Below are 25,017 nucleotides of genomic sequence, written 5' to 3'. Positions count from 1 at the left end.
GCCGCAGCGTCACTCCATCCAGGTGCCGGCCCGCATCACCCGGACCACGTTGAGTTCGTCGTCGAGTACGACGAGGTCGGCCCGGAGCCCGGACTGCAACGCGCCGACCTGGTCACCGAGGCCGATCGCCCGGGCCGGGGTGGTGGCGACCATCCGGCAGGCGTCGGGCAGCGCGACCCCCGCCGCGACGGCGTGCCGCAGCGCGGCGTCCATGGTCAGCGTGCTGCCGGCGATCGCGCCGTCCCGGCTCAGCCGGGCCACCCCGTCGGCCACGGTGACGGACTGGCCGCCCAGCTCGTACTCGCCGTCGGGCATGCCGGCGGCGGCCATCGCGTCGGTGATCAGAGCGGTCCGCTCCGGGCCAGCCGTCGAGGCGGCGAAGGTCAGCATGCCGTCGTGCAGGTGCACCCCGTCGGCGACCAGCTCGCAGATCACGTTCGGCGCGTCGAGCAGGGCCACCACCGGCCCGGGCTCCCGATGGTGCACCGGGCGCATCCCGTTGAACAGGTGCGTCCCGACGCTCGCCCCGGCGTCCACGGCGGCCCGGGTCTGGGCCCAGGTGGCGTCGGTGTGCCCGACGGCGGCCACCACGCCGCGCGCGACCAGCAGCTCGATTGCCTCCAGCGCGCCGTCCCGCTCCGGGGCCAGGGTGACCATCCGCACCGTGCCGCCGCCCAGCTCGATCAGCTCCGCCAGCTCGTCGGTGGACGGGTCGCGGAGGAACTCAGGGTTCTGCGCGCCGCACCGGTCCGCCGACAGGTACGGCCCCTCGAAGTGGACTCCGGCCAGCACCCCGGACTCGACCAGCGGCCGGTACGCGGCTGTCGCCTCCCGCATCAACGCCAACGGCGAGCTGACCAGGCTGGCCAGCAGGGTGGTGGTGCCGTGCCGCAGGTGGAATCCGGCGGCTTCGCGGGCCGATGCGGCATCGCCGGTGGTGAAGGTGTGCCCGCCGCCGCCGTGGGTGTGCATGTCCACGAAGCCCGGCACGATCCAGTGCCCGTCCCGCACCGACGGGTACTCGGCGATGGCCTGAATCCGGTCGCCGACGATCTCCACGCAGCCCTGCCGGATCACGCCGGTCGGGGTCACCACCTTGCCGGACACGCGCAGGGTCATCGGCTCTCCTTAATTCAAGGCGTCGAGGGCGAGCAGGGCGGCGCCGAGGCAGCCGGCCTCGTCGCCGAGGGCCGCGGCCACCAGGCGCGGCTCCCGGTGGAAGGTAAGCCGTTCGCGTAGCGCCGCGCGCAGCGGGTCGAGCAGTCGGGGGCCGGCCTGGGCCAGCCCGCCGCCGATCACTATCGTCGCCACGTCGAAGAGCGCCTGACCGGTCGCCAACCCGTCGGCGAGCGCCTCGACGGCCTCCCGCCAGACCCGGTCGGCCAGCGGTTCGCCGGCTACCGCCCGGTCCGCCACCTCGGCAGCGGTGACCGGGACGCCGGCCAGTTCGGCGTACCGGCGGCCGATCGCGGCGGCCGAGGCCACCGCCTCCAGGCAGCCGGGGCGGCCGCAGCCGCAGCGCGGCCCCTCGGGGCGTACCAGGATGTGGCCGATCTCGCCGGCGGCGCCGTGCGCGCCGGCGGCGGCCGACCCGCCGACCACGTGCGCGGCGGCGATGCCGGTGCCGATCGCGACGAAGAGCACGTGGCCGGTGTCACGGCCGGCACCGAGCCGGGCCTCCGCCAGCCCGCCCACCCGCACGTCGTGGCCGAGCGCCGTGGGCAGGCCCAGCCGCCTCCGCGCCAGCTCCCGCAGCGGTACGTCCCGGAAGCCCACGTTCGCCGACCAGACCGCGACGCCGCGGGCCTCGTCGACCACCCCGGGAACGGCGATTCCGCAGGCCACGGGCGTCAGCCCGCCCGCGTGGGCCTTGCCGGCCAGCCCTTCGGCGACGTCGAGGATCGTGCCGACCACCGCCTCCGGGCCGCGGGCCGCCTCGGTGGCGTGCCGTTCGGCGTGCACCATCGTGCCGTCCGGGCGGACCAGGGCGCACTTCATCCCGGTGCCGCCCACGTCCAGCGCGACGACGACCTCGTCGCCTGAGGTCACGCCGTCGTCTCGCTTCGCTCGCCGACGCCGTGAGGCAACTCTGGCCTGCATTGATGATTCGCTCGCTGGCGCTTGCTCATGACGGCACTCCGCTTCGCTGCGTGCCGTCAGGAGGCACCACTGCCCTGCATTGATGATTCGCTCGCTGGCGCTCGCTCATGCGAGCACGACGGAGCGGGTCAGGTGCCGGGGCGCGTCCGGGTCGAGGCCACGGCTGGTGGCCAGGGAGACCGCGAAGCGCTGGGCGAGGATGAGGTCGGCCATCGGGTCGACCGGTGTACGGCCGGCCGCCCAGCTGGTCAGCACGGTGCGCCAGCCGTGGGTGCGGCTGTGCACGAAGGCGGCGCCGGTGGCGGCCACGTCCTCGGGCAGCCCGTCGGGGATCTCGCCGAACGCCCACACCAGCCGGCCGGGGGCGGCGATCGAGATCGGGCCGTGCCGGTAGTCCATCGCCGGGTACGCCTCGGCCCAGAAGGTGGCCGCCTCGCGGCACTTCAGCGCGGCCTCCTGGGCGAGGCCGACCGTCCAGCCGCTCCCGAGGAAGGTGACCTGCTCGATGGTGGCCGGGTCGATCGGCAGCGGGGCCCGGACGGTCACCTCGGCGTCTGCGGCCAGCCGGCCCAGGTCGTCGCCGAGGTGGGCGCGGAGCAGGGCGAGCGCGGTGGTGGCGAAGCGGGTCTGCACGACCGAGCGTTCGTCGGCGAAGGGCAGGGGCACCGCGGCGTCGGCCAGCTCGACCGCGGGGGAGGCCGGGTCGCCGACCAGGACCGTGGTCGGGACCTGGCCGCGCAGCGCGGCGAGCAGGTCCAGCACCTCGGTGGTGGTGCCGGAGCGGGTGACCGCGATGAGCCGGTCGTAGCGCCGTCCGGCGGGGAACTCGCTGGCCTGGAAGGCGTCGGTCTCGCCCTGGCCGGCGCGCTCGCGCAGCCCGGCGTACGCCATGCCCATGAACCACGACGTGCCGCAACCGACGACGGCGACCCGTTCGCCGGGCCGGGGCAGTTGGTCGGTGACGGTCGGGGCGAGCTGCGCCGCCTCCCGCCAGCAGTCGGGCTGGCTCGCGATCTCCGCGTGCACGTACGCCATGACAACTCCTCGCCAGGGGAGACCTTGCGCAATACGGCTCGTTATGGCCGCCTTTCGCGCGTCATTCTGCGCGAAGTCAGGTGGTTGTGGCAACCGGCTCCGGGATCGCGCAGGTCAGGGTTTTGCGCCTTGGCAGTTTCGCGCACTACTGTGCACGCAATCAATCACGCTTCGTGCAGAGTCGGTGGAGGCCCGCGGTGGACCGGTACGCCCGCTGGAACGCGCTGCTCGAGATGCTGACCGACAGCGGCCGGGTCAGCGTCGAGGAGGCGGCCGAACGCCTGGACGTCTCCCAGGCCACCATCCGGCGTGACTTCGACCAGTTGGCCCAGCAGCAGATGATCACCCGTACCCGGGGCGGGGCGGTCGCCAACGGCGTCTCGTACGACCTGCCGCTGCGCTACAAGACGGCCAAGCACTCGGCCGAGAAGCAGCGGATCGGCACGGCCGCCGCGGCGCTGGTCTCCCCGGGCACCGTGGTCGGCTTGAACGGCGGCACGACCAGCACCGAGGTGGCCCGGGCCCTCGCCGTCCGGCCGGACCTCAACACCAGCGCCGAGGGTGCCCAGCTCACCGTGGTCACCAACGCCCTGAACATCGCCAACGAGCTGCTGGTCCGCTCGCGGATGAAGGTGGTGGTGGCCGGCGGCGTGGTCCGGCCCAAGTCGTTCGAACTGGTCGGCCCGCTGGGCGGGGCGCTGCTGCGCGAGGTGACCCTGGACGTCGCGCTGCTCGGCGTGGACGCGATCGACCCGCAGCTCGGCGCCGCCGCCCACCATGAGGGCGAGGCCGCGATGAACAGCCTGATGGTGGCCCGGGCCAAGCGGGTGGTGGTGATCGCCGACTCGTCCAAGCTGGGCGGTCACGCCTTCGCCCGGATCTGCCCGGTGGACCGGGTGGAGACGCTGGTGACCGACTCCGGTGCGTCCCCCGACGTGGTGCAGGCGTTCCGCGAGGCCGGCGTACACGTCATCTGCGCCTGACGACACGCCCGGACGCCCGGGCGCGAATCCGGGAAAACCCTGACGCATACCGGGTATTGTCAGCGGCTGCATACCGCGTATGGTGTCTGCTGCCACTACTCATCGGGGGAGGTCAGCTTGACGGCTGTCCTGGAGATCGAGGGTCTCCGTAAGACGTACCGGAGTCGAAAGCGCGGGACACGCCATGCGCTCGACGGCTTCGACATGCGGGTCGAGGCCGGGCAGGTGCACGGCTTCCTCGGCCCGAACGGTTCGGGCAAGACGACCACGCTGCGTACCCTGCTCGGCCTCATCCGGCCCAACGACGGCCGGATGGCCATCCTCGGGCACGAGCTGCCGCAGGCGTTGCCGTCCGTCGCCGGGCAGGTCGGGGCCATCGTGGAGAGTCCGCAGTTCTTCCCGCACTTCTCCGCGCGCGACACCCTCGGCCTGCTCGCCCAGGCCGGTGAGCTGCCCCGGCAGCGGGTCGACGAGGTGCTGGAGCTGGTCGGGCTCCGCGACCGGGCCGGCGAACGGGTGAAGACCTACTCGCTCGGCATGAAGCAGCGGCTGGCGGTCGCCTCCGCGCTGCTCAAGAGCCCGAAGCTGCTGATCCTGGACGAGCCGGCCAATGGCCTCGACCCGGGCGGCATCCGGGAGATGCGCAGCCTGATGCGCGACCTCTCCGCCTCGGGCATGACCGTGGTGCTCTCCAGCCACATCCTCGGCGAGATCCAGCTCATCTGCGACTCGGTCACCATCATCTCGCTGGGCCGGCGGGTCGCGTTCGGGCCGGTCGAGCAGGTGCTCGCCGCCCACTCGCAGGGCGCCGTACGGGTCCGGCTCGAGGCGGTCACCGATCTGCCGCAGGCCGCCGAGACGCTCACCCGGGCCGGGATCCGGATCACCACCACCGAACCGGACCACCTGATGCTCGCCGGCGTCGACAAGCCGGCCACGGTCAGCCGCCTCCTCGCCGAGCAGGGCCTGTACGTCAGCGAGCTGGCGCCGGTCGCGGTCGACCTGGAGAGCGTCTTCCTCGAACTGACCGCCACCGCGCCGGTCCCCGGCCAGCACCGCCAGGTCGACGAGTCCACGAAGGTCGGTGAGACGGCATGAGCCTGTTCGTCACGGAACTGCGCCGGCTCGCCAAGCGCCGGCTCACCCGGCTGCTGCTGGTGCTGCTGGTGCTCGGGCTGGCCAGCGTGGCCATCGGCTTCAGCATCTACAGCCAGAAGCTCTCGAAGGAGGTCGTGGCGGCGGCACAGGCGAAGTCCGATGCCCAGTACCGCGAGTCGATGAAGGCCTGGGAGGGAAGCATCGCCGAGTGCGACGCCGCCAAGGCCCGTGGGGACCAGGACACCGAGGAGCGGTACGGGCCGAACTGCGGCCGGGACTGGCAGCCCCAGCCGGAGATGTTCGACCCGAAGTGGAACCTGCCCTACCAGTTCGACTTCCGGGCCGAGTTCCCGCTGTTCATCGCGGTCTTCGCCGGTGCGGTCGGGCTCTTCGCGTTCCTCGTCGGCGCCTCGTTCGTCGGTGCCGAGTGGGCCAGCGGCGGAATGATGAACCTGCTGCTCTGGCGGCCGAAACGGCTCGCCGTGCTCGGCACCAAGCTGGCCGCTGTGCTGACCACGGCCCTCGGGGTGAGCGTCGTGCTCGGCGGCCTCTGGACGCTGGCCTTCTGGCTCATCGGCACCTACCGGGGGACCACCGCCAAGATGACCGCCGGGGCCTGGCAGTCGATCGGGCTGGACGGTCTGCGCGGGGTCGGGATCATCCTGGTGATCGGCGCGGCCGCGTTCGCGCTGGCCTCGCTCGGCCGGCACACCGCGATGGCGCTCGGCGCCGCCGTGGGGGTCTTCGCGATCAGCGAGGTCGCCATCCGGATCGCGGTCGGCGTGCTCGGCGTCCAGTTCGGCGACCGGTACCTGCTCTCCACCTACGCCCAGGCGTGGTTCATGAAGCAGGTGAAGCTACTCGACTACCGGGTGTGCGACTTCGCCAAGGGCGAGTGCCATCCAGCGGAGCTGCTGATCACCTGGCAGGACTCGGCGCTGGTGTTCGGCCTGGGCGCCGCGGCGGTCCTGGTCGGCGCGTTCTGGGCGATGCGCCGGCGGGACATCGCCTGATCGTGCTCCGCGCCGCCGGCCCCCGGTCGGCGGCGCGGACGTCACGTCCGATGCGGCCGGGTCGGCCTCTGGTTAGGCTGGGCCCCCGGCCGGTGGTCGCCGCGCCGGTCGTCCGTTCCCCGAGGAGCGCCATGCCCGCCGACGCCTCCCCGGCCGCCACCGGCCGGTCTGAGCCGTCCGGGTCCAACGACGCCACGCGCCGAGAGGCCGGCGGACCCGTCCCGCCGCAGGCCGGCGGCGGGCGCCGGGACACCGGCGTCACCGTCCCGCCGCCCCGTTCCGCCCCCGCCGTCGAGGCCGACCTCGCGCCCGAGGAGGCCGCGGTGCTCGCCGACGAGGAGGCGCGCCCGCTGGACGAGCCGGCGGACGGCGCCGGCCCCGCGCCGGTCGAACCGCGGCCGACGGACGACGGCTCCGGTCCGGGTGACGGGCTCACCGAACGGGACCGGCAGATCCTCGCCTTCGAGCAGCGGTGGTGGAGGCACGCCGGCGCGAAGGAACAGGCGATCCGGGACACCTTCGGGCTCTCCGCCACCCGGTACTACCAGCTGCTCAACGCGCTGCTCGACCACCCGGCCGCGCTGGCCGCCGAGCCGGTGCTGGTCGGCCGGCTGCGCCGGCTGCGCTCCGCGCGGACGCGCGACCGGCGGCGTTGACACCCCACCTCCCCGGGCATGGCGTCCGCCGGTCCGGGTAGGCGGGCGGGCGACGGAGGGAGTTGACGGGGATGGGGGCACCAGATCGCCGGTACGCGACCGGGAGCCAGCCGGCGCGGCCGATCGGGACGGCGCCGATGATGCGGGTGCGCTCCGCCTCCGATCCGGCCCCCGGCCGGCCGGTGAACGAGGACCTGGTCTTCCGGTTCGGTCCGCTGGTCGGTGTTCTCGACGGGGCCACGGTGCCGGAGGGCTTCGACACCGGCTGCGTGCACGGGCCGGACTGGTACGTCCGGCACCTGGCCGCCCGGATCGGTCTGGCCGTCGCGGCCCGGCCGGCGGCGACGCTGATGAGCAGTCTGGCGGCGGCCATCCTGGCGGTCCGCGCCGACCACGGCGGGGAGTGTGACCTCGACCATCCGGGCACCCCGTCGTCCACGGTCTGCCTGCTGCGCGAGGGCGGCGACCAGGTGGACTACCTGGTGCTCTGCGACAGTCCGCTGGTGCTGGACGCCGGCGGCCAGGTCGGCGTGGTCTCCGACGAGCGGCTTGACGCGGCCATGGCGGAGCTGCGCCGTACCGCCGAGCAACTGCCCGAGGGCGACGCCGATCCGGTGACCCGGTTCCGCCGGTCGGTGATCGTGCAGCGGGAGCGGATGAACCGCACGCACGGCTACTGGGCCGCCGCCGCCGACCCGGACGCCGCGTACCACGCCATGACCGGGACGCTGCCGCTGCGCGGGCCGGGGGCGCTCCGGCGGGCGGCGCTGCTCAGCGACGGCGCGTCCTGCGCGGTCGAGCAGTTCGGCCTCTTCGACTGGGCCGGCCTGCTAAACGTGACGGCGGCGGAGGGGCCCGAGGGGCTGATCGGCCGGGTCCGGGCCGCCGAGCGGGACCACCCGGACCGGCTGCGCCGGCACAAGCGGACCGACGACGCCTCGGTGGTGTTCTGTGAGTTCGACCCGGCCGGGTGAGGACCGGCGACGGAGGAAAGACCGGTTGGATGACAACGGAGCGTGAGGTGGAACACGGAGGGGGTACGACCGGCCGATACGGTCCTCCGGACCGGCAATCCGGGCCCAAAGGGGTGGACTTGGGCCGGTAGGGGCGGCAGACTGCGGCTCGTGGCGGGTGTCGTACGACTGGAGCTGGTGGACGAGCGAAACCTGGAGCCGTTGCTCTCCGTAGCGGCGGCAGAGGCGGAGCCGGAGGACGTCATGCCCCCGGTGGAAGCCCCCGCCGGTTGGTCGCTGGCCCGTCGGGACGCGTTCCGGGACTTCCACCGGGCCAGCTTCGGCGGCCTGGACGGCCCCACCCGCACCCGGATGTACGCGATCGTGGCCGGTGGCGAGGTGGTCGGCATGGTCCGGATGGCCCGCCGCGACGAGCCCGGAACGGTGGAGACCGGGATGTGGCTGGGGCGCTCGGCGCGGGGCCGGGGGCTCGGTGCGGCGGCCCTGCGCGCATTGTTGAACGCCGCCGCGGCGGCCGGCATGCACACGGTCGTGGCCGAGACGACGCCGGATAATCAGGGTGCCGTCTCCGTGCTCCGGAAATGCGGCGCAGAATTGCGCGAAAAGGGCGGGAAGCTGCACGCGCGGATGTGTCTGGACTCCGTTCTGCCGATCCGCTGACGCCGTTCGACCATCGTTCGACAGATACCTCCTTCCCCCTGCTCAACCCGGTCTGCCTGGCCGTTTTGCACGCATCCCGCCGCCGCTCGCCGAGTGTCCGATTCGCCGGTGACGCGCGCCTCAGGAATTACCCGGAAATGTTTTGCGAATAGGGGGCCGGGTACTGCCCGCCGGGTCCGCCCAATACCGGACGACCGGTCGCAGGCCCTCTTCCGCTGATCCCCGGTAGCTGTTTTCCGGCCTGCCCCACACGGGCGGATGTCCGCGCGTCCGCCGGGGAGCGAAGGAGAACTGATGAAGAGCGGAGCTCGAATAGCGCTGGCGGTGGGCGTCGGCTATCTCATCGGCCGCCGGAGGAAGCTGCGTACCGCCCTCACCCTCGCCGCCGCGGTGGCCATCGGCCGGGCCAGTCAACAGCCCGGTGGCCTGCTGAAATACGGCACAGACCTGTTGAACACGTCCCCCCAGCTCGGCAACCTGACCAGCCTCGCCGGCCCGCTCGCCAGCGCGGGCAGGGCCGCGGCGACGGCCGCCGCCGGCAGCGGCATCGACACCCTCAGCGGCAAGCTGCGCGGCGGCGCCGACGTGCTGCGCCGCAGGTCCGGCCCCGGCCAGCAGGGCGCGGCACCGGAGCGCTCGGCCCCCGACGAGGAGCAGGAGCTGGACGAGCAGCCCGCCGCGCGGGACGACGAGGACCGCGCCGAGGCCGGCGGCCGCGGACGGAGGCGGTGACCATGGCGACCGGCAATCCCGCGGACCGGGCACTGGACCAGCTCGGCAGTGAACTGCGCAACCTCGTCGCCGCGCTCGGCGAGCGGGCCGTCCAGGCGTTGACCGACCGGGTCGCCGACGCCACCGGGCGGCTCAGCGAGTACGCCAAGCAGGGCGGCGGCCCCGGCCTGATCGCCGCGGCCACCGGCGTGCAGAAGCTCGCCGAGGGCCGGTCCCCGATGCAGGCCGTGTTCCATGCCGGGCTGGCCGGCGGTAAGGAGAAGTTGATGTCGGCGGTCGGCGCTGGCGGCAAGGGTGGCAGGGGCGGCCGGAAGCCGAAGGTCACCAACATCGTCGAGACCGTCGAGGTCGGCGTGCCGGTCCGGGTCGCGTACAACCAGTGGACCCGGTTCGGCGACTTCCCCAGCTTCATGAAGAAGGTCGAACGGGCCGAGACCGACTCCGACGAGAAGCTGACCTGGAAGGCCCAGGTGGGGTGGTCGCACCGGACCTGGGAGTCGACCGTCGTCCGGCAGATCCCGGACCGCCTGATCAACTGGCGCTCGAAGGGTGACAAGGGCGCGGTCGACGGCACGGTCAGCTTCCACGAGATCGGTCCCGAGCTGACGAAGATCCTTGTCGTCCTGGAGTACCACCCGCAGGGCCTCTTCGAGCGCACCGGCAACCTCTGGCGTGCCCAGGGCCGCCGGGTGCGGCTGGAGCTGAAGCACTTCGTCCGCCACGTGATGACCCGGACCGTGCTCGACCCCGACTCGGTCGAGGGCTGGCGCGGCGAGATCGAGGATTCCCGGGTGGTCAAGGACCACGAGACCGCGCTCCGCGAGGAGCAGGAGGCCCGGGAACGACCGCGGGGCCGTACCGAGGAACTCGAGGAGGAGGAGCGCGGGCGCCGGCCCCCGCAGCGCCGCCGTTCGCCGGAGGAGGACGAGGAGTACGACGCCTACGACGAGGGCGACGACTACGACGAGGACGAGTACGTCGAGGAACCGGCGGAGGAGGAACCGCCCCGGCGCCGGCAGCCCGAGCGGGCCCGCCGCCCGCAGCCGCGGGAGGACCGGGCACCCCGTGCTGAGCGCGCGGAACGGCCCCGCCCCCGCCCGACGGTCCGCCGTCCGGTGGAGTCACCTCGACGGCCCGTGGTCGGTCGCCGACGGGAGGAGGAGGAATGAGGTCGACCTGCTCGACCGGGTGCTCGCCACCGGCGTGGTGGTCACCGGCGACATCACCCTCGCCATCGCCGACGTCGACCTGGTACGCATCTCGCTGCGCGCGCTGATCGCCTCGGTCGGCGCCCTCGGCCCGCCCGAGTCCGACCCGTCCGCCGCGAAGGCCGCGCCATGACCGGACATGAGGTGGCCGAGGAAGGCGTGGTGCGGCGGGACGAGGCTGCCGAGCTGGCGGCGGCGCTGGGGGAGTCGCAGTGGCAGGCGCCCCGGGTCCGGCCGCTGGACCGCCGGCTCGCCGTGGACCGCGACTCGGTCGAACGGGGGCTCGCCAGCCTGGTGCTGACCGTCGTCGAGCTGCTGCGGCAGCTGATGGAACGGCAGGCGCTGCGCCGGGTCGATCTGGGCGACCTCACCGACGAGCAGGTCGAACGGATCGGCACCACGCTGATGGCGCTGGAGGAGCAGATGGCCCGCCTCCGCGAGCACTTCGGTCTCTCCCCCGAGGACCTGAACCTCGACCTGGGCCCCCTGGGCCCCCTCCTCCCCAGCGACTGACCGCCGCCCGCCACGTTGATCATGAAACTGTTGTCACGACGCGCCGGGTGGCGCGCGGCAACTTCATGATCAACGCGGTCACTGACGGGTGGCGGCGTAGGCGGCCAGGGCGGCTACCTGGGCGGGGTTGAGGGAGGGGCGGATGCGGGGACGGGCCGCCGCGACGTGTGTGGCGGTCACCGTGGTGGCGGTCAGGGACTCGCGCATCGCGGCCAGCGCCGCCTCGCGGATCAGGGCGGCGCAGTCGGCGGCCGAGAAGCCGTCCAGTTCGGCGCCGAGGGCGGCCAGGTCGACGTCGTCGGCGAGCGGCACGTTCCGGGAGGTGGCCCGGAGGATCTCGGCCCGGGCGGGACCGTCCGGCGGCGGCACGTACACCAGGCGTTCCAGGCGGCCGGGGCGGAGCAGTGCCGGGTCGATCAGGTCGGGCCGGTTCGTTGCGCCGACCACCACCACGTTGCGTAACGCCTCCACCCCGTCCAGCTCGGTGAGCAGGGCGGCCACCACCCGGTCGGTCGTACCCCCGTCGGTGGCCTGACCACGGGCCGGGGCGAGGGCGTCCACCTCGTCCAGGAAGACGAGCGTCGGCGCCGCCTCGCGGGCCCGGCGGAACAGCTCCCGGACCGCGCGTTCGCTCTCGCCCACCCATTTGGAGAGCAGCTCCGCGCCCTTCACCGACAGCACGTTCGCCCGGCCGGAGCCGGCCAGCGCGGTGACCAGGTACGTCTTGCCGCAGCCGGGCGGCCCGTAGAGCATTACCCCGCGCGGCGGCGTCACGCCCAGCCGGGCGAAGGTGTCCGGGTAGGTCAGCGGCCAGAGCACCGACTCGGTCAGCGTCTCCTTGACCTCGTGCAGGGCCCCGACGTCGTCCAACGTCACCGAGGCCAGCTCCAGGGTGGACCCGGCCATCGTGGTGGGCCGGACCACCTCCAGCGCGGCGGTGAAGTCGGGCATCGCCACCGTCGGCGTCTCGGCCGTCTTCTGCCTCAGCGCCGCGCGTACGCCGGCCTCGCGGACCAGCGCGGCCAGGTCGGCGGCGACGAACCCCGGCGTACGGGCGGCCACCTCGTCCAGCCGGACGTCCTCGGCGAGCGGCACCTGCCGGGTTAGTACGGTCAGCACTTCCCGGCGCAACGCCTGGTCGGGCAGGGGGACGGTGATCCGCAGCGAGAGCAGGTCCGGGGCGCGCAGGGCCGGGTCCACCGCCTCCGGACGGCCGGTGGTGCAGACCACGGCCGCCCCGGCCCGGACCGTTTCGGCGACGACCTGCCGGAACACCGTGGCCAACGGTCCCGGCTGATCGGCCGGGGCGATGGCCTCCACGTCGGTGACCAGCAGGACGGCGGGACCGTCCGCGCGGACCGCCTCGGCCGCCTGGCGTAGCCGGCGGGCCGCCGCGTCGTTGGTCAACGCGGCCAGCTCCGGCGCCCACAGCGGGCACATCCGGGCGCGTACCCGGGCGGCGACCGCGCGGACCAGTGCCGACTTGCCCGAGCCGGCCGGCCCGCTGAGCAGGACGCCCAGCGACACGGCGGTGCCGAGCCGGCCCAGCACCTCCCGGTGGTGGAAGCCGAGGTCGAGCAGCTCGGTCAGTTCCTCGGCCTGGGCCCGCAGTCCGGGCAGCTCGTCGAAGCCCGGGGCGTCCACCGTCCCGTCGAGGCCCGGTGCCTCCGCCGGCTCGGCGGGGCCGGGCTCCGGCCGCACCGGCGCGGCCCGCCCCGTCCCGTCCTCCCCCGGCCGGTCGACCGGCGCCCGACCGCCGGCCCCGGTCGTGCCGGCGGTCAGCCGGCCGCTCTGGTCCTGACCGGCCGCTCCGGAGCCGCGGGTGGCCGGGCCGTGTTCCCAGCCGACCACGGTGTCCATGGTGACCAGCGCGCCGGCCGCCGGATCGGCCGCGACCACGGTGAGCAGGGTGCTGGTCCAGGCGTATCCGACGGTGTTGGCGAGGCTGCGCCGGGCGGCCTCGACCAGACCGCGGACCGCGGCGTCGGGAAGCACGTCCTGAGGCAGCAGCGAGACGTCGTCGCCGGTGGTGACCAGCTTGCCGAGCAGGGCGAGGCGGAGCATCTCCGGGGAGACCGCGGCGATGATGCCGACCGGACCGGCGAGGGTCACCGTGCGGGCCGGGACCAGCGGCAACGGGCTGATTCGCACCTGCCCGCCGTCCCGCAGGCCGAGGTTGCCGAGGATCAGGTCGTCGGCGTGGAGCAGCGCGGCGCTCGCGGCCGGCTCGGCCGGGGCGGCGATGCCGGCGGTCACCCGCCGGCCGGCCAGCCGGACCGGGTCGCCGGGGCGCAGCGCCAGCGCGGTCAGCACCTCCGGGTGCAGGCGGACGACGCCGCGCCGGGCGTCCAGCGCGGCCGGCCGCAGGCTCGCGGTCAGGGTCAGCTCGGGTTCCGCCACCCGCCCGACAGTAGCCGCCGGCCGCGGGTCGTGCCCGTGACGCGCGTCCGCCGGGGTCAGCTGGGCCCCGATCCGGGTCGGATCGGCGGTGGCTCAGGCCCGCTTCGCCCGGGGCACCCGGTCCGCGACCGGGCGCGGTACGGCGTTCTTCAGCTCGTTGATCAACCGCGGGCTCAGCGCCCCGCCGGCCCGGCCGGCGAAGAGCGTCATCTCGTACGCCACGGTGCCGAGGTTCGCCGAGCGGTCGGCGACCACGGCGAGCACCGAGCCGCTGCTGATCGCACCGATCAGCAGGTACCCCTCGGCCATGTCCACGATCACCCGGTTGAGGACGCCCAGCGCGTACCAGTTCGCGGCGCCGCCGGCGAGGCTGGTCATGCCGGAGACGACGGCGGCCAGCCGTTCCGCGTTGGACCGGTCTCTGCTGCCGGAGGTGGCGATCAGCAGCCCGTCGGCGGAGACCGCGATCGCCTCCATCACCCCGGCCGTGCTGGAGGTGAACGCGTCGAGCAGCCAGTGGAAGGTGCGGGCCTCGGGGCTGTGTTCCCCGGCCGGCTGTTGCCGGTCGCCGTTGTCGGGCCGGGAGGGACTGGTCACCGTGCGTCCTCTTCGTGACGGGTCGGGTTGGACCGACTGTGTGCGCGGTCCTGTGCACCGGGCGGGAAAGTAGCCGGACCGGAAATTAGTGGACCCACACGCGGTGTGATCGCCGCAGCCGAGTCGGCTTCGCGTCACTCCGGGTTGCGTCACGTCTCGTTGGTGCGGTGCTCACGCAGCGGTTCGTGACGGTTGCCGAGATGGCCGGTCGGCGGCGGTTTGCAGGATAGGCCTGAATTCACGGAATCAGAACTCCGGTCACCGGAACGCTCGGGACGTTCCACGGTCGACCGGACTCGCCCGCCGAACGACGCGGCCGGGCGGCCGTACGGCGGATCTCAGGTGTCACACAGCTTCCGGGCCGTACCGTGTGCCGCATGAGATCACCGCTAGCCGCCTCGCGGATCCGGCGTGCCCTGGCCAGCCGCCGTCGCCGGGCGGTCGCCGTGGTGGTGGCGGCCGTCCTGGTGGCCGCCGCCGTGGCCTGGGCGGCCCGGCCGCAGGGGGCCGGCTTCCGGACCGAGTCGGCGCTGGTGACCGTCCGCTCCGGACCGGCCGGCGACCAACCGGTCGACCTGGACACCACGCTCTACCTGCCTCGGGACGCCTCGGCCGGGCACCGGGTCCCGGCGGTGCTGCTGGCGCACGGCTTCGGCGGCACCAAGGAGTCGGTCCGCGCCGACGCGGAGGACCTGGCCGACCACGGGTACGCCGTGCTCACCTGGACCGCTCGGGGCTTCGGCCGCAGCGGCGGCGAGATCCACCTGGACAGCCCGGACTACGAGGTGCGGGACGCGCAACGCCTGATCGACCGGCTCGCCGCCCGCCCGGACATCCGCCTCGACGCGGCCGGGGACCCCCGGGTCGGCGTGGTCGGTGGCTCGTACGGCGGTGGCCTGGCCCTGCTGCTGGCCGCCCAGGACAGCCGGGTCGACGCGATCGTCCCGATGATCACCTGGAACGACCTGTCCCGGGCGTTCCTGCCGGAGAGCAGCGGCAAGGCGCCCACCGAGGGCGTGTTCAAGAAGGGCTGGGCCGGCCTCTTCTTCGGCGGTGGCGGCAACGTCGGCTCGGGACCGGCCGGTCTCTCCGGCACCACCGCCGGCCAGCCCGAGGGTGCCCCCGCGTCGGCCGGCGCGCCCAGCCCGCAGCCCGGCGCCGGTCCCGGCACCAGTTCCGGACGGGTGCCCGCGGGCCCCGCCGACCCGTCCTGCGGCCGGTTCGCCGCCGACGTCTGCGCCGCGTACCTGCGGATCGCCACCGCCGGGCGGGCCGACGCCCAGGCGGTCGACCTGCTGCGCCGCTCGTCCCCGGCCGGGGTGCTCGACCGGATCAAGGCGCCCACCCTGCTGGTGCAGGGCGAGGCGGACACCCTCTTCCCGCTCACCGAGGCGGACGCCAACGCGCGCGGCATCGCCGCCGCCGGCACGCCGGTCCGGGTCGCCTGGTTCACCGGCGGCCACGACGGCGGCACCGGTCCCACCTCCGATTCCGACCGGGTGAAGTTCCTCACCGCGCAGTGGCTCGACCACTACGTCAAGGGCGAGGGTTCGGCACCGGGCGGCTCCTTCACGTTCTCCCGGATCGCCGGGTTCGACGCGCTCGACCGGGGCCTGGTGGCCACCGGCTACCACACCGCCGACTATCCCGGCGTGACCGGACAGGGCCGTACCGAGATCACGCTGACCGGCCCGGCCCGGCCGGTCGCCAACCCGCCCAACGGCAACCCGGCGGCGATCTCCTCGGTGCCGTTCGCCGGGGCGGTCGGTTCGCTGCTGAACGGGGTGGCGGGGGACATTCCCGGCCAGCACGCCCGGTTCGAGTCCGAGCCGCTGACCGAGCCGGTCGACGTGGTCGGCGCGCCGACCGTACGGATCAGGGCGGCCTCGCCCACCGGCGAGGCGGTGCTCTTCGTCAAGCTCTACGACGTCGACCCGAAGGGCGCGGCCACCCTGCCCGACGGCCTGGTCGCGCCGATTCGGTTGACCGGCCTACCGGCGACGATCGACGCCGCCCAGCCGGTCACCGTCACCCTGCCGGCGATCGTCCGCCGGATCGAGTCCGGGCACCGGCTGCGGGTCGTCGTGTCCACCTCCGACCAGGCGTACGCGACCCCGGCCGAGCCGGCCGTGCACACCGTCGCCCTCGGCGGCGGTCCGCTGACCCTGCCCACGGTGGACGCCCAGCCGATCCCCACCACGGCCACCGTCTGGCGCTGGGCGCTGGTCGGCCTGCTCGCCGCGATCGCGCTCGGGCTTGCCGTGGTCGTCCTGCTCGCCCGCCGCCGGCACCGCCGCCAGGACAGTTCGGTCCACCCGGAGTACGCGGGCGTGCCGCTGGTCGTCCGCCAGCTCCGCAAGGAGTACGCGGACGGCTTCGTCGCCGTCTCCAACGTGGACTTCGAGGTGCACCCCGGCCAGGTGGTCGGCCTGCTCGGGCCGAACGGCGCCGGCAAGACCACCACCCTGCGGGTGCTGATGGGGCTGACCCAGCCCACGGCCGGCGAGATCTACGTCTTCGGGCATCGGCTGGTGCCCGGCTCGCCGGTGCTGTCCCGGATCGGCGCGCTGGTGGAGGGGCCGGGGTTCCTGCCGCACCTGTCCGGTCTGGAGAACCTGAAGGCGTACTGGCGGGCGACCGGGCGGCCGTGGGCGGAGGCGCACTTCGACCAGGCGCTGGAGATCGCCGGGCTGGGCGACTCGGTGCACCGCAAGACCCGCAAGTACAGCCACGGCATGCGGCAGCGGCTCGCCATCGCGCAGGCCATGCTGGGCCTGCCCGAGCTGCTGGTGCTCGACGAGCCGACGGACGGCCTGGACCCGCCGCAGATCGCCGAGATGCGCCGGGTGCTCCAGCGCTACGCCACCGACGGGCGGGCGGTGCTGGTCTCCAGCCACCTGCTCGCCGAGGTGGAACAGACCTGCACCCACGCGGTCGTGGTGACCAAGGGGCGGATCGTCGCTTCCGGCCCGGTCGAGGAGATCGTCGGCGAGTCGCCGAGCGTGCTGTTCGAGGTGAGCGACCCGGACGCGGCACGCGGCGTGCTCGACCGGCTGGACGGCGTACGGGTGCTGCCGGACGGGGACGGCGGGCTGGTGGTGGACACCAACGGCACCGCCCGCAGCGAGGTGGTGGCCGAGCTGGTCCGGGCCGGCATCGGGGTGGACCGGGTGGTGCCCCGGCGCCGCCTGGAGGACGCGTTCCTCGCCCTGGTCGGCGAGAACTCTCGGGGGAGCGGGGACCGGTGATGGAACAGTCGACATCCGTGCGTACGGCGGGCCGGGGCGGAGCGGCGTCCGGCTATCGGCCGTCGGCGACCCTGCCGTTCCGGGCCGAGTTCCGCCGGCAGGCGGCGCGGCGGCGTACCCAGCTCGCGCTCGGGTTCATGGTGCTGCTGCCGCTGATCATCCTGGTCGCGTTCCAGTTCAACTCCGGCAACGCGGACCGGAACCGGAACAACGAGTTCGGCAGCCTGGTCGACCTGGCCGTCTCCGGCGGGTTGAACTTCACCCTGTTCTCGATCTTCGTGTCGTCGTCGTTCCTGCTGGTCGTGGTGGTGGCACTGTTCTGTGGGGACACGGTGGCCAGCGAGGCGAGCTGGGGCAGCCTGCGCTACCTGCTGGCGATCCCGGTGCCCCGGGCCCGGCTGCTGACGGTGAAGCTGCTGGTCGCGCTCGCGTACTCGGGGCTGGCCCTGCTGCTGCTCGCCGGCACCGCGCTGCTCGCCGGCACCCTCCGGTACGGCTGGTCCCCGCTGCGCAGCCAGGTCTCCGCCGAGCTGCCGCCGGCCGAGGGGCTGCTCCGCCTGCTCGCGGTGCTCGGCTACCTGGCGGTCGTCCTGCTGGTGGTGGCCGGGCTGGCGTTCCTGCTCTCGGTGACCACGGACGCGGCGCTCGGCGCGGTCGGCGGGGCGGTGCTGCTCTGGATCCTCTCCAGCATCCTGGACCAGATCACCGCGCTGGGCGGGCTGCGCGCGCTGCTGCCCACCCACTACAGCAGCGCCTGGCTGGGCCTGCTCTCCACCCCGGTGCAGACCGACGACCTGGTACGCGGAGCCATCTCGGCGATCGTCTACGCCACCGGATTCTGGACGCTGGCCTTCTGGCGCTTCACTCGCAAGGACGTCACGAGCTGACCGAAGCGGGCGGTTAACGGTTGACAAACCGCGTTACCATGGGAGCGTTCCCAGTCCTTTGAGCAGGGGCGTTGTGAGTCGTCCCACCAGGAAGGAATTTATTACCTTCGATATGTTCGTGCCTCATCCTGGAACAAATCCATCCATGTCAATGGAGGTTCCCGATGGTTCCGGCACGACTGAACGGTCCCGCACTCTCCCTGTTCCGCATGGTGATCGGCCTGCTCTTCCTCTGCCACGGCATGGCATCGATCTTCGGCATGCTGGGCGGCAACCAGGGCAGTGGCAAGGCGATCCCCGTCGGTCAGTGGCCCGGCTGGTGGGCCGCGCTGATCCAACTCGTCTGCGGCGGCCTGGTGCTCCTCGGCCTGGTCACCCGACCCGCGGCGTTACTCGCCTCCGGCTCGATGGCGTACGCGTACTTCACGGTGCACCAGTCGCGCGGCATGCTGCCGATCGGTAACGGCGGCGAACTGGCCGCCCTGTTCTGCTGGTCGCTCGTGCTGATCGCGGTGCTCGGCCCGGGCAGCTGGGCGCTGGACGCGATGCTGCGGCGTCGCCGCGCCATCACCGCGCTGCCCCACCCGGCCGACCCCACCTCGGTCCCCGCCTGACGGCGACCGTTCGAGATCTTGGTAGCGGACGGCCCGTCCCGGGACCGATTCCTGCCAAGATCTCGAACGGGATCGGGCCCGTCAGAGGCGGCTCTCCGGGGGCGGGGTGGCGTCCGGGGCGGTGGGCGGTGCGCTGGGTGTCGGGGCGGGACGGTCGTCCCGCTTCCAGGCGCTGACGCCGAGGCGGCCGGTGTTACCGAGGTCGATCGAGCCGTCCAGGTCCACCGGGACGGCCGGGCGCCCCGCCACCGGGCTGACCTCCAGATACGCGCCGTCGCTCGCGACCACCGTGGGATCGGTGACCAGGTTGCGCCAGAGCAGGGCGGCGGTGGCCCGCTCGCCGGGGCGCAGCACGATCGGTCGGGGCGCCTGGTCGAAGCCCGAGGTGATCGAACGGGCCCCGGGGATGACCTGGACGGCCAGCGGGTCCCGGTCGGCGTCCCAGAGCCGAGGCGCCGGGTGACCTTCCAGCGCGTACGGGCCGGTGCCGCAGTTGACCAGCTCCAGGCCCATCGCCCGCAGCCCCATCGCGGCGTCCACCCCGAGCGCGGTGATGCGTATCCCCTCCGGAGAGCAGGCCGCGGGGGTGGGCTGATGCCGCTCCGGAAGGGGGTCGACGGGGACCGGTGCGGGCGTACAGGCGGCGAGCAGGGCGGTGCCGGCCAGTACGCCGAGTCGTGCCATCGTCCCCACCTGGACGATCCTGCCACCGGCTCGTCCCACCGGGTGTACCGGGCGGAGCCGCCCGAGCCGGAGCCGGTTCCGCGGGTGCCGGCACCGTGCTCCCCTGGACGGTCCGCTGGCTCATCAGTTGGAATCCGCGGTCGCGCCGGCGGCGGACCCTGCATAGACTCGGTGGCACAACTTCATACCTCATCCAGAGGGGCTGAGGGATACGGCCCGATGACGCCCCGGCAACCACCCGCGCGCTCGACGACGAGCGACGGCGGGCAGGTGCCAATTCCGTCCCCGCCGCACCCGGCGATGTGGGGAAAGATGAGAGGAATTCCTCGACATGACGTCGACGCTTCCTGCCGCCTCCGGCATCGACACCACCCTCAGCCCGGCGCGCGCCCTGGTCTGCCGCGCCTGTTCCGCGCGCTACCCGCTCGCCGCCCAGCACGCCTGCTACGAGTGTTTCGGGCCGCTCGAGGTCGACTACGACACCGCGGCCCTGGCCACGGTCACGCGGGAGCAGATCGAGGCCGGTCCGAAGAACCTCTGGCGGTACGCGGCCCTGCTCCCCGCCGGCCAGGACCCGGCCACCCGGGTCACCCTGGACCCGGGGCTGACTCCGCTGGTCGCCGCCCCGTACCTGGCCGCCGAGCTGGGCATCACCGCCCCGCTCTGGGTCAAGGACGACAGCGCCAACCCGACCCACTCGTTCAAGGACCGGGTGGTCTCGGTGGCGCTGACCGCCGCCCGGGCGCTCGGCTTCAACCGATACGCCTGCGCCTCCACCGGCAACCTGGCCAACTCGGTCGCCGCCCACGCGGCCCGGGCCGGGGCGCCCTCGGTGGTCTTCATCCCCAGCGACCTGGAGCAGGGCAAGGTGGTGACCACCGCCGTCTACGGCGGCGAGCTGGTCGCCATCGACGGCTCGTACGACGACGTGAACCGGCTCTGTGGCGAGCTGGTGGAGACCGACGAGTTCGAGGACACCGCCTTCGTCAACGTCAACGTCCGGCCGTACTACGCCGAGGGTTCCAAGACCCTCGGGTACGAGGTGGCCGAGCAGCTCGGCTGGCGCATCCCCGCCCAGGTGGTCATCCCGATGGCGAGCGGTGAGCTGCTCACGAAGATCGACAAGGCATTCTCCGAGCTGGTCGAGATCGGGCTGGTGGAGGCGCCGGCCGAGGGCTGGAAGGTGTTCGGCGCCCAGTCCGCCGGCTGCAACCCGATCGCCACCGCGCTGCACGCCGGCAGCGACACCATCGTCCCGGTCAAACCGACCGGGATCGCCAAGTCGCTCAACATCGGCGACCCGGCCGCCGGCCTGTACGCGCTGGAGGCGGTCCGCCGCACCGGCGGCTGGATGGAGTACGTGGACGACGAGGAGATCCGCGCCGGCATCCGGCTGCTCGCCCGGACCGCCGGGGTCTTCGCGGAGACCGCCGGTGGGGTCACCGTGGCGGTGCTGCGCAAGCTGGTCGAGTCGGGTCGCCTCGACCCGGCCGCCGAGACCGTCGTCTTCAACACCGGGGAGGGCCTCAAGACCATCGACGCGGTGTCATCCCAGGTCGGCCCCACCCACCGCATCAAGCCCTCCCTCCGCGCCGCCCGCGACGCCGGCCTCCTGGCCTGACCCTCCACCCCCGCCCCAGCCTTGTTGTCAATCACGTCGGGGCGGCACGTCTTGATCAACTCCGTGTGCGGCATGTTGTGGTCAGAGCGGGCCGCGAGGCCAACCTCTTGCCGCGCTCGGAGTTGATCTTGGAGGAGGCGGGCGGTTGGGGGAGGGGGGATCGCCCGGGTGGGGGATCGGGCCGATTCGCGGGGTAACTGGCTATTCGCTGTGAGTGTGAAATTTTCGCCGACCAGGACTTGACGGCAGGAACCGGACGGCGCAAGATGCTCGGTGCGGGAGGGCATCCGCCCGAAGACTTTCCGGTCTTCTGGCCCAACGCCGGAGGCGTTGTGCGGACGTCCCTCCCGACCAACTTCCGAAGGGGCCAGCGGAAAACCGCTGGCCCCTTCGCTGTGCCTGGCGCAGGCTCACCCGCATGGGCATCACGATCGTGCCGTTCGACGCCGCCGATTCGGCCGCGCTCGACGAGGCGTACCTGATCGGTGCGGCGGCCGAGCAGGCCGATGTGCCGGACTTTCCGCCGTTCTGCCGGCAGCGGTTCACCGTCGGCGCGCGGCACCCGTTGCCGGGCATCGCGCGGCGCTGGGCCCTGGCCCGGCTCGACGGGGCGCCGGCCGGCTATCTCGCGCTCTCCCTGCCGCAGCTGGACAACACCGACAACGCCGATGTCGAGCTGGTGGTGCATCCGGCGTACCGGCGCCGGGGCGTCGGGCGGACGCTGCACGAGCACGGTTTGCGCCTGCTGCGGGAGCACGGCCGTAAGCGGGTGGTCGGGATGACCGTGACCACCTTGCCCGGCGGTGTTGCGCGACCGGCGGCGGGCGACGCCTTCGCCGCCGCGACGGGTGCGCGGTCGGCGCTCGTCGACGTGCGCCGCCGGCTCGACGCCGGCCGGCTCGACCACGCGGCGCTGGACACCCTGGCCGCCGAGGCCGGGGCGAGCGCCACCGGTTACCGCAGCGTGCGGTGGCGCGGTGACACACCGGAGGAGTACGCCGCCGACGTGGCCTACCTCGATGGCCGGCTGATGGCCGACGCGCCCCTCGGTGAGCTCGAGGTGGAGCCCGAGCGGGTCGACGTCGACCGGCTGCGCGGGACCGAACGGGCGCTGAACGCCCGTGGCCGACGCCGCTACCACCACGGCACGGTGCACGAGGCCTCCGGCCGGCTGGTCGCCTGGACCCTGATCGACCTGGGGCCGAGCGCGGACTGGCACGCCTGGCAGCAGATCACCATCGTCGACCCGGAGCACCGCGGCCACCGGCTCGGCCTGCTCGTCAAGATCGAGAACCTGCGGTACGCGCTTCACCACGAGCCCGCGCTACGGGTGATCGACACCTGGAACGCCGCCGAGAACCAGCACATGATCGCGATCAACGAGCGGCTCGGCTTCCGGCCGGTGGACGGCTGGACGAACTGGCAACTGGCGACCTGAGTTTGTGACAGCCCCCTACTGATCTGGTGGCTTCCTGTTGCATGATTGCGGGCATGACGGAGACCCCGCACCCCCTGTACGACAGGCACGCCGAGACCCTCCACCGGGCGCTGACCGCGATCACGGAGCGGGGCTACTGGTCCGCATACCCCGAGTCGCCCAGCCCGCGGGTGTACGGCGAGACCGCCGCCGCCGAGGGCAAGGCCGCCTTCGAGGCGTACCTGAACCAGGACTTCCCCCTGGACCAGCCGGGTGACGGGCAGACCGTCGCCACCGAGGTCAGCCCGTTCGGCGTGGAGCTGAACGTGCGCTACCCGCACGCCACCCCCGACCAGCTCGTGGCCGCCGCCACCGCCGCCCTGCCGGCCTGGCGGGATGCCGGCCCGCAGGCCCGGGTGGGCGTCTGCCTGGAGATCCTCGACCGGCTGCACAGCTGCGTCTTCGAGCTGGCCAACGCGGTGCAGTTCACCAGCGGCCAGGCGTTCGTGATGGCCTTCCAGGCCGGCGGCGCGCATGCGCTGGACCGGGCGCTGGAGGCGATCGCCTACGCGTACGCCGAGATGACCCGCCACCCGGGGACGGCCGGCTGGGAGAAGCCCGCCGGCAAGGGCGACCCGCTGCGGATGAGCAAGACCTTCCACGTGGTACCGCGCGGCGTGGCGCTGGTGATCGGCTGCAACACCTTTCCGACCTGGAACTCCTACCCGGGTCTGTTCGCCTCGTTGGCCACCGGCAACCCGGTCGTCGTCAAGCCGCACCCGCGCGCGGTGCTGCCGCTCGCCATCACCGTGAAGTACGCCCGCCAGGTGCTCGCCGAGGCCGGCTTCGACCCGAACCTCGTGCAGCTCGCCCCCGAGGCGGCGGACGAGAAGCTCGCCTCGACCCTGGCCCTGCACCCGGCCGTCAGGATCGTCGACTTCACCGGCTCCTCGGAGTACGGCGACTGGCTGGAGGCGAACGCCCGACAGGCCGCCGTCTACACCGAGAAGGCCGGCCTGAACACGGTGGTGATCGACTCCACCGACGACTTCGCCGGGATGTGCCGCAACCTGGGCTTCACGCTCGCCCTCTACAGCGGCCAGATGTGCACCACGTCGCAGAACCTGCTGATCCCCCGGGGCGGCATCGAGACCGACCAGGGGCACAAGAGCTTCGACGAGGTGGCCGCCGGGATCGCCGCGGCGGTCGGCAAGCTCACCGCCGACCCGGCCCGGGGCGTCGAGTTCACCGGCGCGATCGTCAACGACGGCGTGCTGGAGCGGCTGGAGGAGGTTGCCAAGGTCGGCGAGGTGGTGCTGGAGTCGCGGACCGTCGAGCACCCGTCCTTCCCCGCCGCGGTGGTGCGTACGCCGACCATCGTCAAGCTTGACGCGACCGACACGGCGACCTACTCGCGGGAGTGGTTCGGGCCGATCTCGTTCGCGGTCGCGACCAACTCGACCGCGCACAGCCTGGAGATCCTCCGCTCGACCGTGGGAGAGAAGGGCGCGCTCACCGCGGGGGTGTACTCCACCGACGAGGCGGTGCTGGACGCGACCGAGACGGCGGCGATCGAGGTCGGCGTGCACCTGTCGTGCAACCTCACCGGCGGGGTGTTCGTCAACCAGTCGGCGGCGTACTCCGACTTCCACGGTTCGGGGGCGAACGCGGCGGCGAATTCGGCGCTGACCGACGGGGCGTACGTGGCCAACCGGTTCCGGATCGTGCAGTCGCGCCGCCACGTCTGAGGTGAAGGAGGGGCCCCTTCTTGACGCCCGCGGTAGAGGAGGGGTCCCCCGTTAACACCGGTCACCGGTCACCGGGTGGCGGGTGGCGGGTGGCGGCGGCGGGTCGGGTGAGTCAGGCTGGGCGGCGCATCTGGAGTTCCTGCAGGGCGGGGATCCTGGGGTGCGGGACGCGGATGCCGGTGTCCACGAAGCCCAGCTTCTGGTACGCCCGGTAGGCGCGGTCGTTGCCGACCACCACCTCCAGCAGCAGCTCCGGCCGGCCGCAGGCCCGGGACCAGGCAGCCACCTCGTCCAGCAGCGCGCCGACCAGACCGCTACCGCGCCAGGCCGGCGTGACGTAGACAGCGTGGATCACGGTCAGCCCCGGCTCGTCCGGTTCGGCCGAGCCGCCGGCGTGGCCGACCAGGCGGCCGCCGGGATCGGCCAGGAACTGGGCCGTCTCCGTGCCCCTGGAGACCGCGGCGATCCGGGCCGCGTACCCGGCGTGCGGCCGGGCGGCGGCCTCGGCCACGGTCTCCAGGAACGCCAGCGGCGAGTCGGCGAGCATCTCCAACCGGAGCGCCCGCATTCTGGCGGCGTCCTCGGGACGGGCCCGGCGAATGTTCGCGGTTCGGGTCGTGGTCGGCGCGCTGGTCATGCCGCATGCATACCGGAGAGCGACGGACTCCTGACACCCGGGTGGGATGCCGGTCGGAATATGCCCGATTTGTGGTCGTGCGCGCTCGTCACGCCTCGTGTAGCGTGCGATTTCGGTCACCGATTCTGCGGTCGTCGCCGATCGTGAACCGGTGCACCGCCGGTGCCGGTCCGCCGGTCTCCGGGTTGTGGG

23 protein-coding genes and 1 riboswitch are annotated in these 25,017 nt (G+C 73.3%); of the genes, 16 read left to right on the top strand and 7 right to left on the bottom strand.

Features of this window, described 5'->3' with window-relative positions; genetic code table 11:
- Positions 1-9 precede the first annotated feature (9 nt).
- The 3 genes from nagA to ACIRG9_RS18720 form a co-directional block, all read right to left on the bottom strand.
- A complete protein-coding gene (gene nagA / locus ACIRG9_RS18730) occupies positions 10-1,119 on the bottom strand; it encodes an N-acetylglucosamine-6-phosphate deacetylase (protein ID WP_402857087.1) in 1,110 nt (369 codons plus the stop codon).
- Positions 1,120-1,128: 9 nt separating this feature from the next.
- On the bottom strand, positions 1,129-2,049 hold the full coding sequence (locus ACIRG9_RS18725; RefSeq protein WP_402857085.1) for an ROK family protein: 921 nt from the start codon (positions 2,047-2,049) through the stop codon (positions 1,129-1,131).
- 156 nt (positions 2,050-2,205) lie between these two features.
- Entirely contained in the window at positions 2,206-3,135 is a 930-nt protein-coding gene (locus ACIRG9_RS18720; RefSeq protein ID WP_402857083.1) for an SIS domain-containing protein, read from the bottom strand.
- Between the two features lie 197 nt (positions 3,136-3,332).
- On the opposite strand from ACIRG9_RS18720, the gene ACIRG9_RS18715 reads away from it, so the two are divergent.
- The 10 genes from ACIRG9_RS18715 (at position 3,333) to ACIRG9_RS18670 (ending at position 10,972) form a co-directional block, all read left to right on the top strand.
- Positions 3,333-4,118 carry a DeoR/GlpR family DNA-binding transcription regulator gene (locus ACIRG9_RS18715; RefSeq protein WP_402857081.1) on the top strand — a complete coding sequence of 262 codons (786 nt, stop codon included), beginning with the start codon at positions 3,333-3,335 and terminating at the stop codon, positions 4,116-4,118.
- A gap of 117 nt (positions 4,119-4,235) precedes the next feature.
- The gene (locus ACIRG9_RS18710; protein WP_402857079.1) at positions 4,236-5,216 is read left to right on the top strand and encodes an ATP-binding cassette domain-containing protein; all 981 of its coding nucleotides are present in this window, start codon (positions 4,236-4,238) and stop codon (positions 5,214-5,216) included.
- The gene (locus ACIRG9_RS18705; protein ID WP_402857077.1) at positions 5,213-6,229 is read left to right on the top strand and encodes an ABC transporter permease subunit; all 1,017 of its coding nucleotides are present in this window, start codon (positions 5,213-5,215) and stop codon (positions 6,227-6,229) included. Before ACIRG9_RS18710 ends, ACIRG9_RS18705 begins: the two co-directional genes overlap by 4 nt.
- Before the next feature lie 131 nt (positions 6,230-6,360).
- Complete coding sequence (locus ACIRG9_RS18700; RefSeq protein ID WP_402857075.1) at positions 6,361-6,885, top strand: DUF3263 domain-containing protein; 525 nt, start codon at positions 6,361-6,363, stop codon at positions 6,883-6,885.
- A 71-nt stretch (positions 6,886-6,956) separates the two neighbouring features.
- A complete protein-coding gene (locus ACIRG9_RS18695) occupies positions 6,957-7,859 on the top strand; it encodes a hypothetical protein (protein WP_402857073.1) in 903 nt (300 codons plus the stop codon).
- Positions 7,860-8,009: 150 nt separating this feature from the next.
- On the top strand, positions 8,010-8,519 hold the full coding sequence (locus ACIRG9_RS18690; RefSeq protein ID WP_402857071.1) for a GNAT family N-acetyltransferase: 510 nt from the start codon (positions 8,010-8,012) through the stop codon (positions 8,517-8,519).
- Positions 8,520-8,813: 294 nt separating this feature from the next.
- Positions 8,814-9,251 (top strand): hypothetical protein, encoded by a 438-nt coding sequence (locus ACIRG9_RS18685; protein ID WP_402857069.1) that lies wholly within the window; start codon positions 8,814-8,816, stop codon positions 9,249-9,251.
- A gap of 2 nt (positions 9,252-9,253) precedes the next feature.
- On the top strand, positions 9,254-10,420 hold the full coding sequence (locus ACIRG9_RS18680; RefSeq protein ID WP_402857138.1) for an SRPBCC family protein: 1,167 nt from the start codon (positions 9,254-9,256) through the stop codon (positions 10,418-10,420).
- On the top strand, positions 10,317-10,592 hold the full coding sequence (locus ACIRG9_RS18675) for a gas vesicle protein (RefSeq protein ID WP_402857067.1): 276 nt from the start codon (positions 10,317-10,319) through the stop codon (positions 10,590-10,592). The genes ACIRG9_RS18680 and ACIRG9_RS18675 overlap by 104 nt, the downstream gene beginning before the upstream one ends.
- Positions 10,589-10,972 (top strand): gas vesicle protein K, encoded by a 384-nt coding sequence (locus ACIRG9_RS18670; RefSeq protein ID WP_402857065.1) that lies wholly within the window; start codon positions 10,589-10,591, stop codon positions 10,970-10,972. The genes ACIRG9_RS18675 and ACIRG9_RS18670 overlap by 4 nt, the downstream gene beginning before the upstream one ends.
- Positions 10,973-11,050: 78 nt before the next feature.
- Here the strand turns inward: ACIRG9_RS18670 and ACIRG9_RS18665 are convergent, their stop codons facing one another.
- Both ACIRG9_RS18665 and ACIRG9_RS18660 read right to left on the bottom strand, forming a co-directional pair.
- Positions 11,051-13,372 (bottom strand): AAA family ATPase, encoded by a 2,322-nt coding sequence (locus ACIRG9_RS18665; RefSeq protein ID WP_402857063.1) that lies wholly within the window; start codon positions 13,370-13,372, stop codon positions 11,051-11,053.
- A 93-nt stretch (positions 13,373-13,465) separates the two neighbouring features.
- Complete coding sequence (locus ACIRG9_RS18660) at positions 13,466-13,969, bottom strand: roadblock/LC7 domain-containing protein (RefSeq protein WP_402857061.1); 504 nt, start codon at positions 13,967-13,969, stop codon at positions 13,466-13,468.
- A gap of 377 nt (positions 13,970-14,346) precedes the next feature.
- Between ACIRG9_RS18660 and ACIRG9_RS18655 the strand changes: the two genes are divergently transcribed.
- From ACIRG9_RS18655 to ACIRG9_RS18645, 3 genes are all read left to right on the top strand, one after another.
- Positions 14,347-17,217: an alpha/beta fold hydrolase gene (locus tag ACIRG9_RS18655; protein ID WP_402857059.1), complete on the top strand. Its 2,871-nt coding sequence runs from the start codon at positions 14,347-14,349 to the stop codon at positions 17,215-17,217.
- On the top strand, positions 17,217-18,104 hold the full coding sequence (locus ACIRG9_RS18650; protein WP_402857057.1) for an ABC transporter permease: 888 nt from the start codon (positions 17,217-17,219) through the stop codon (positions 18,102-18,104). The genes ACIRG9_RS18655 and ACIRG9_RS18650 overlap by 1 nt, the downstream gene beginning before the upstream one ends.
- Positions 18,105-18,268: 164 nt before the next feature.
- Complete coding sequence (locus ACIRG9_RS18645; RefSeq protein WP_402857055.1) at positions 18,269-18,718, top strand: DoxX family protein; 450 nt, start codon at positions 18,269-18,271, stop codon at positions 18,716-18,718.
- An 81-nt stretch (positions 18,719-18,799) separates the two neighbouring features.
- Here the strand turns inward: ACIRG9_RS18645 and ACIRG9_RS18640 are convergent, their stop codons facing one another.
- Entirely contained in the window at positions 18,800-19,402 is a 603-nt protein-coding gene (locus tag ACIRG9_RS18640; RefSeq protein ID WP_402857053.1) for a DUF4232 domain-containing protein, read from the bottom strand.
- Between the two features lie 186 nt (positions 19,403-19,588).
- Positions 19,589-19,721: riboswitch (SAM riboswitch) on the top strand.
- Positions 19,722-19,733: 12 nt separating this feature from the next.
- Between ACIRG9_RS18640 and thrC the strand changes: the two genes are divergently transcribed.
- The 3 genes from thrC to paaN all read left to right on the top strand — a co-directional run bounded on the left by thrC (position 19,734) and on the right by paaN (position 24,188).
- Positions 19,734-21,023: a threonine synthase gene (thrC, locus tag ACIRG9_RS18635; RefSeq protein ID WP_402857051.1), complete on the top strand. Its 1,290-nt coding sequence runs from the start codon at positions 19,734-19,736 to the stop codon at positions 21,021-21,023.
- 418 nt (positions 21,024-21,441) lie between these two features.
- Positions 21,442-22,461 carry a GNAT family N-acetyltransferase gene (locus ACIRG9_RS18630; protein WP_402857048.1) on the top strand — a complete coding sequence of 340 codons (1,020 nt, stop codon included), beginning with the start codon at positions 21,442-21,444 and terminating at the stop codon, positions 22,459-22,461.
- 53 nt (positions 22,462-22,514) lie between these two features.
- Positions 22,515-24,188: a phenylacetic acid degradation protein PaaN gene (gene paaN / locus ACIRG9_RS18625; RefSeq protein ID WP_402857046.1), complete on the top strand. Its 1,674-nt coding sequence runs from the start codon at positions 22,515-22,517 to the stop codon at positions 24,186-24,188.
- 112 nt (positions 24,189-24,300) lie between these two features.
- Here paaN and ACIRG9_RS18620 read toward each other — a convergent pair whose 3' ends face one another.
- On the bottom strand, positions 24,301-24,825 hold the full coding sequence (locus tag ACIRG9_RS18620; protein WP_402857045.1) for a GNAT family N-acetyltransferase: 525 nt from the start codon (positions 24,823-24,825) through the stop codon (positions 24,301-24,303).
- Between the last annotated feature and the right edge of the window lie 192 nt (positions 24,826-25,017).

This window comes from Micromonospora sp. NPDC093277, assembly GCF_044765245.1.
Taxonomy (GTDB): Bacteria; Actinomycetota; Actinomycetes; order Mycobacteriales; family Micromonosporaceae; genus Micromonospora.
This window is presented reverse-complemented; position numbering and strand designations above follow the sequence as displayed.

Coding starts and splice junctions, on each gene's coding strand:
- ACIRG9_RS18655 (WP_402857059.1), top strand. CDS start 14,347: ATGAGATCACCGCTAGCCGCCTCGCGGATCCGGCGTGCCCTGGCCAGC.
- ACIRG9_RS18705 (WP_402857077.1), top strand. CDS start 5,213: ATGAGCCTGTTCGTCACGGAACTGCGCCGGCTCGCCAAGCGCCGGCTC.
- thrC (WP_402857051.1), top strand. CDS start 19,734: ATGACGTCGACGCTTCCTGCCGCCTCCGGCATCGACACCACCCTCAGC.
- ACIRG9_RS18620 (WP_402857045.1), bottom strand. CDS start 24,825: ATGACCAGCGCGCCGACCACGACCCGAACCGCGAACATTCGCCGGGCC.
- nagA (WP_402857087.1), bottom strand. CDS start 1,119: ATGACCCTGCGCGTGTCCGGCAAGGTGGTGACCCCGACCGGCGTGATC.
- ACIRG9_RS18680 (WP_402857138.1), top strand. CDS start 9,254: ATGGCGACCGGCAATCCCGCGGACCGGGCACTGGACCAGCTCGGCAGT.
- ACIRG9_RS18640 (WP_402857053.1), bottom strand. CDS start 19,402: ATGGCACGACTCGGCGTACTGGCCGGCACCGCCCTGCTCGCCGCCTGT.
- ACIRG9_RS18650 (WP_402857057.1), top strand. CDS start 17,217: ATGGAACAGTCGACATCCGTGCGTACGGCGGGCCGGGGCGGAGCGGCG.
- ACIRG9_RS18720 (WP_402857083.1), bottom strand. CDS start 3,135: ATGGCGTACGTGCACGCGGAGATCGCGAGCCAGCCCGACTGCTGGCGG.
- ACIRG9_RS18630 (WP_402857048.1), top strand. CDS start 21,442: ATGGGCATCACGATCGTGCCGTTCGACGCCGCCGATTCGGCCGCGCTC.
- ACIRG9_RS18645 (WP_402857055.1), top strand. CDS start 18,269: ATGGTTCCGGCACGACTGAACGGTCCCGCACTCTCCCTGTTCCGCATG.
- ACIRG9_RS18685 (WP_402857069.1), top strand. CDS start 8,814: ATGAAGAGCGGAGCTCGAATAGCGCTGGCGGTGGGCGTCGGCTATCTC.
- ACIRG9_RS18700 (WP_402857075.1), top strand. CDS start 6,361: ATGCCCGCCGACGCCTCCCCGGCCGCCACCGGCCGGTCTGAGCCGTCC.
- ACIRG9_RS18695 (WP_402857073.1), top strand. CDS start 6,957: ATGGGGGCACCAGATCGCCGGTACGCGACCGGGAGCCAGCCGGCGCGG.
- paaN (WP_402857046.1), top strand. CDS start 22,515: ATGACGGAGACCCCGCACCCCCTGTACGACAGGCACGCCGAGACCCTC.
- ACIRG9_RS18670 (WP_402857065.1), top strand. CDS start 10,589: ATGACCGGACATGAGGTGGCCGAGGAAGGCGTGGTGCGGCGGGACGAG.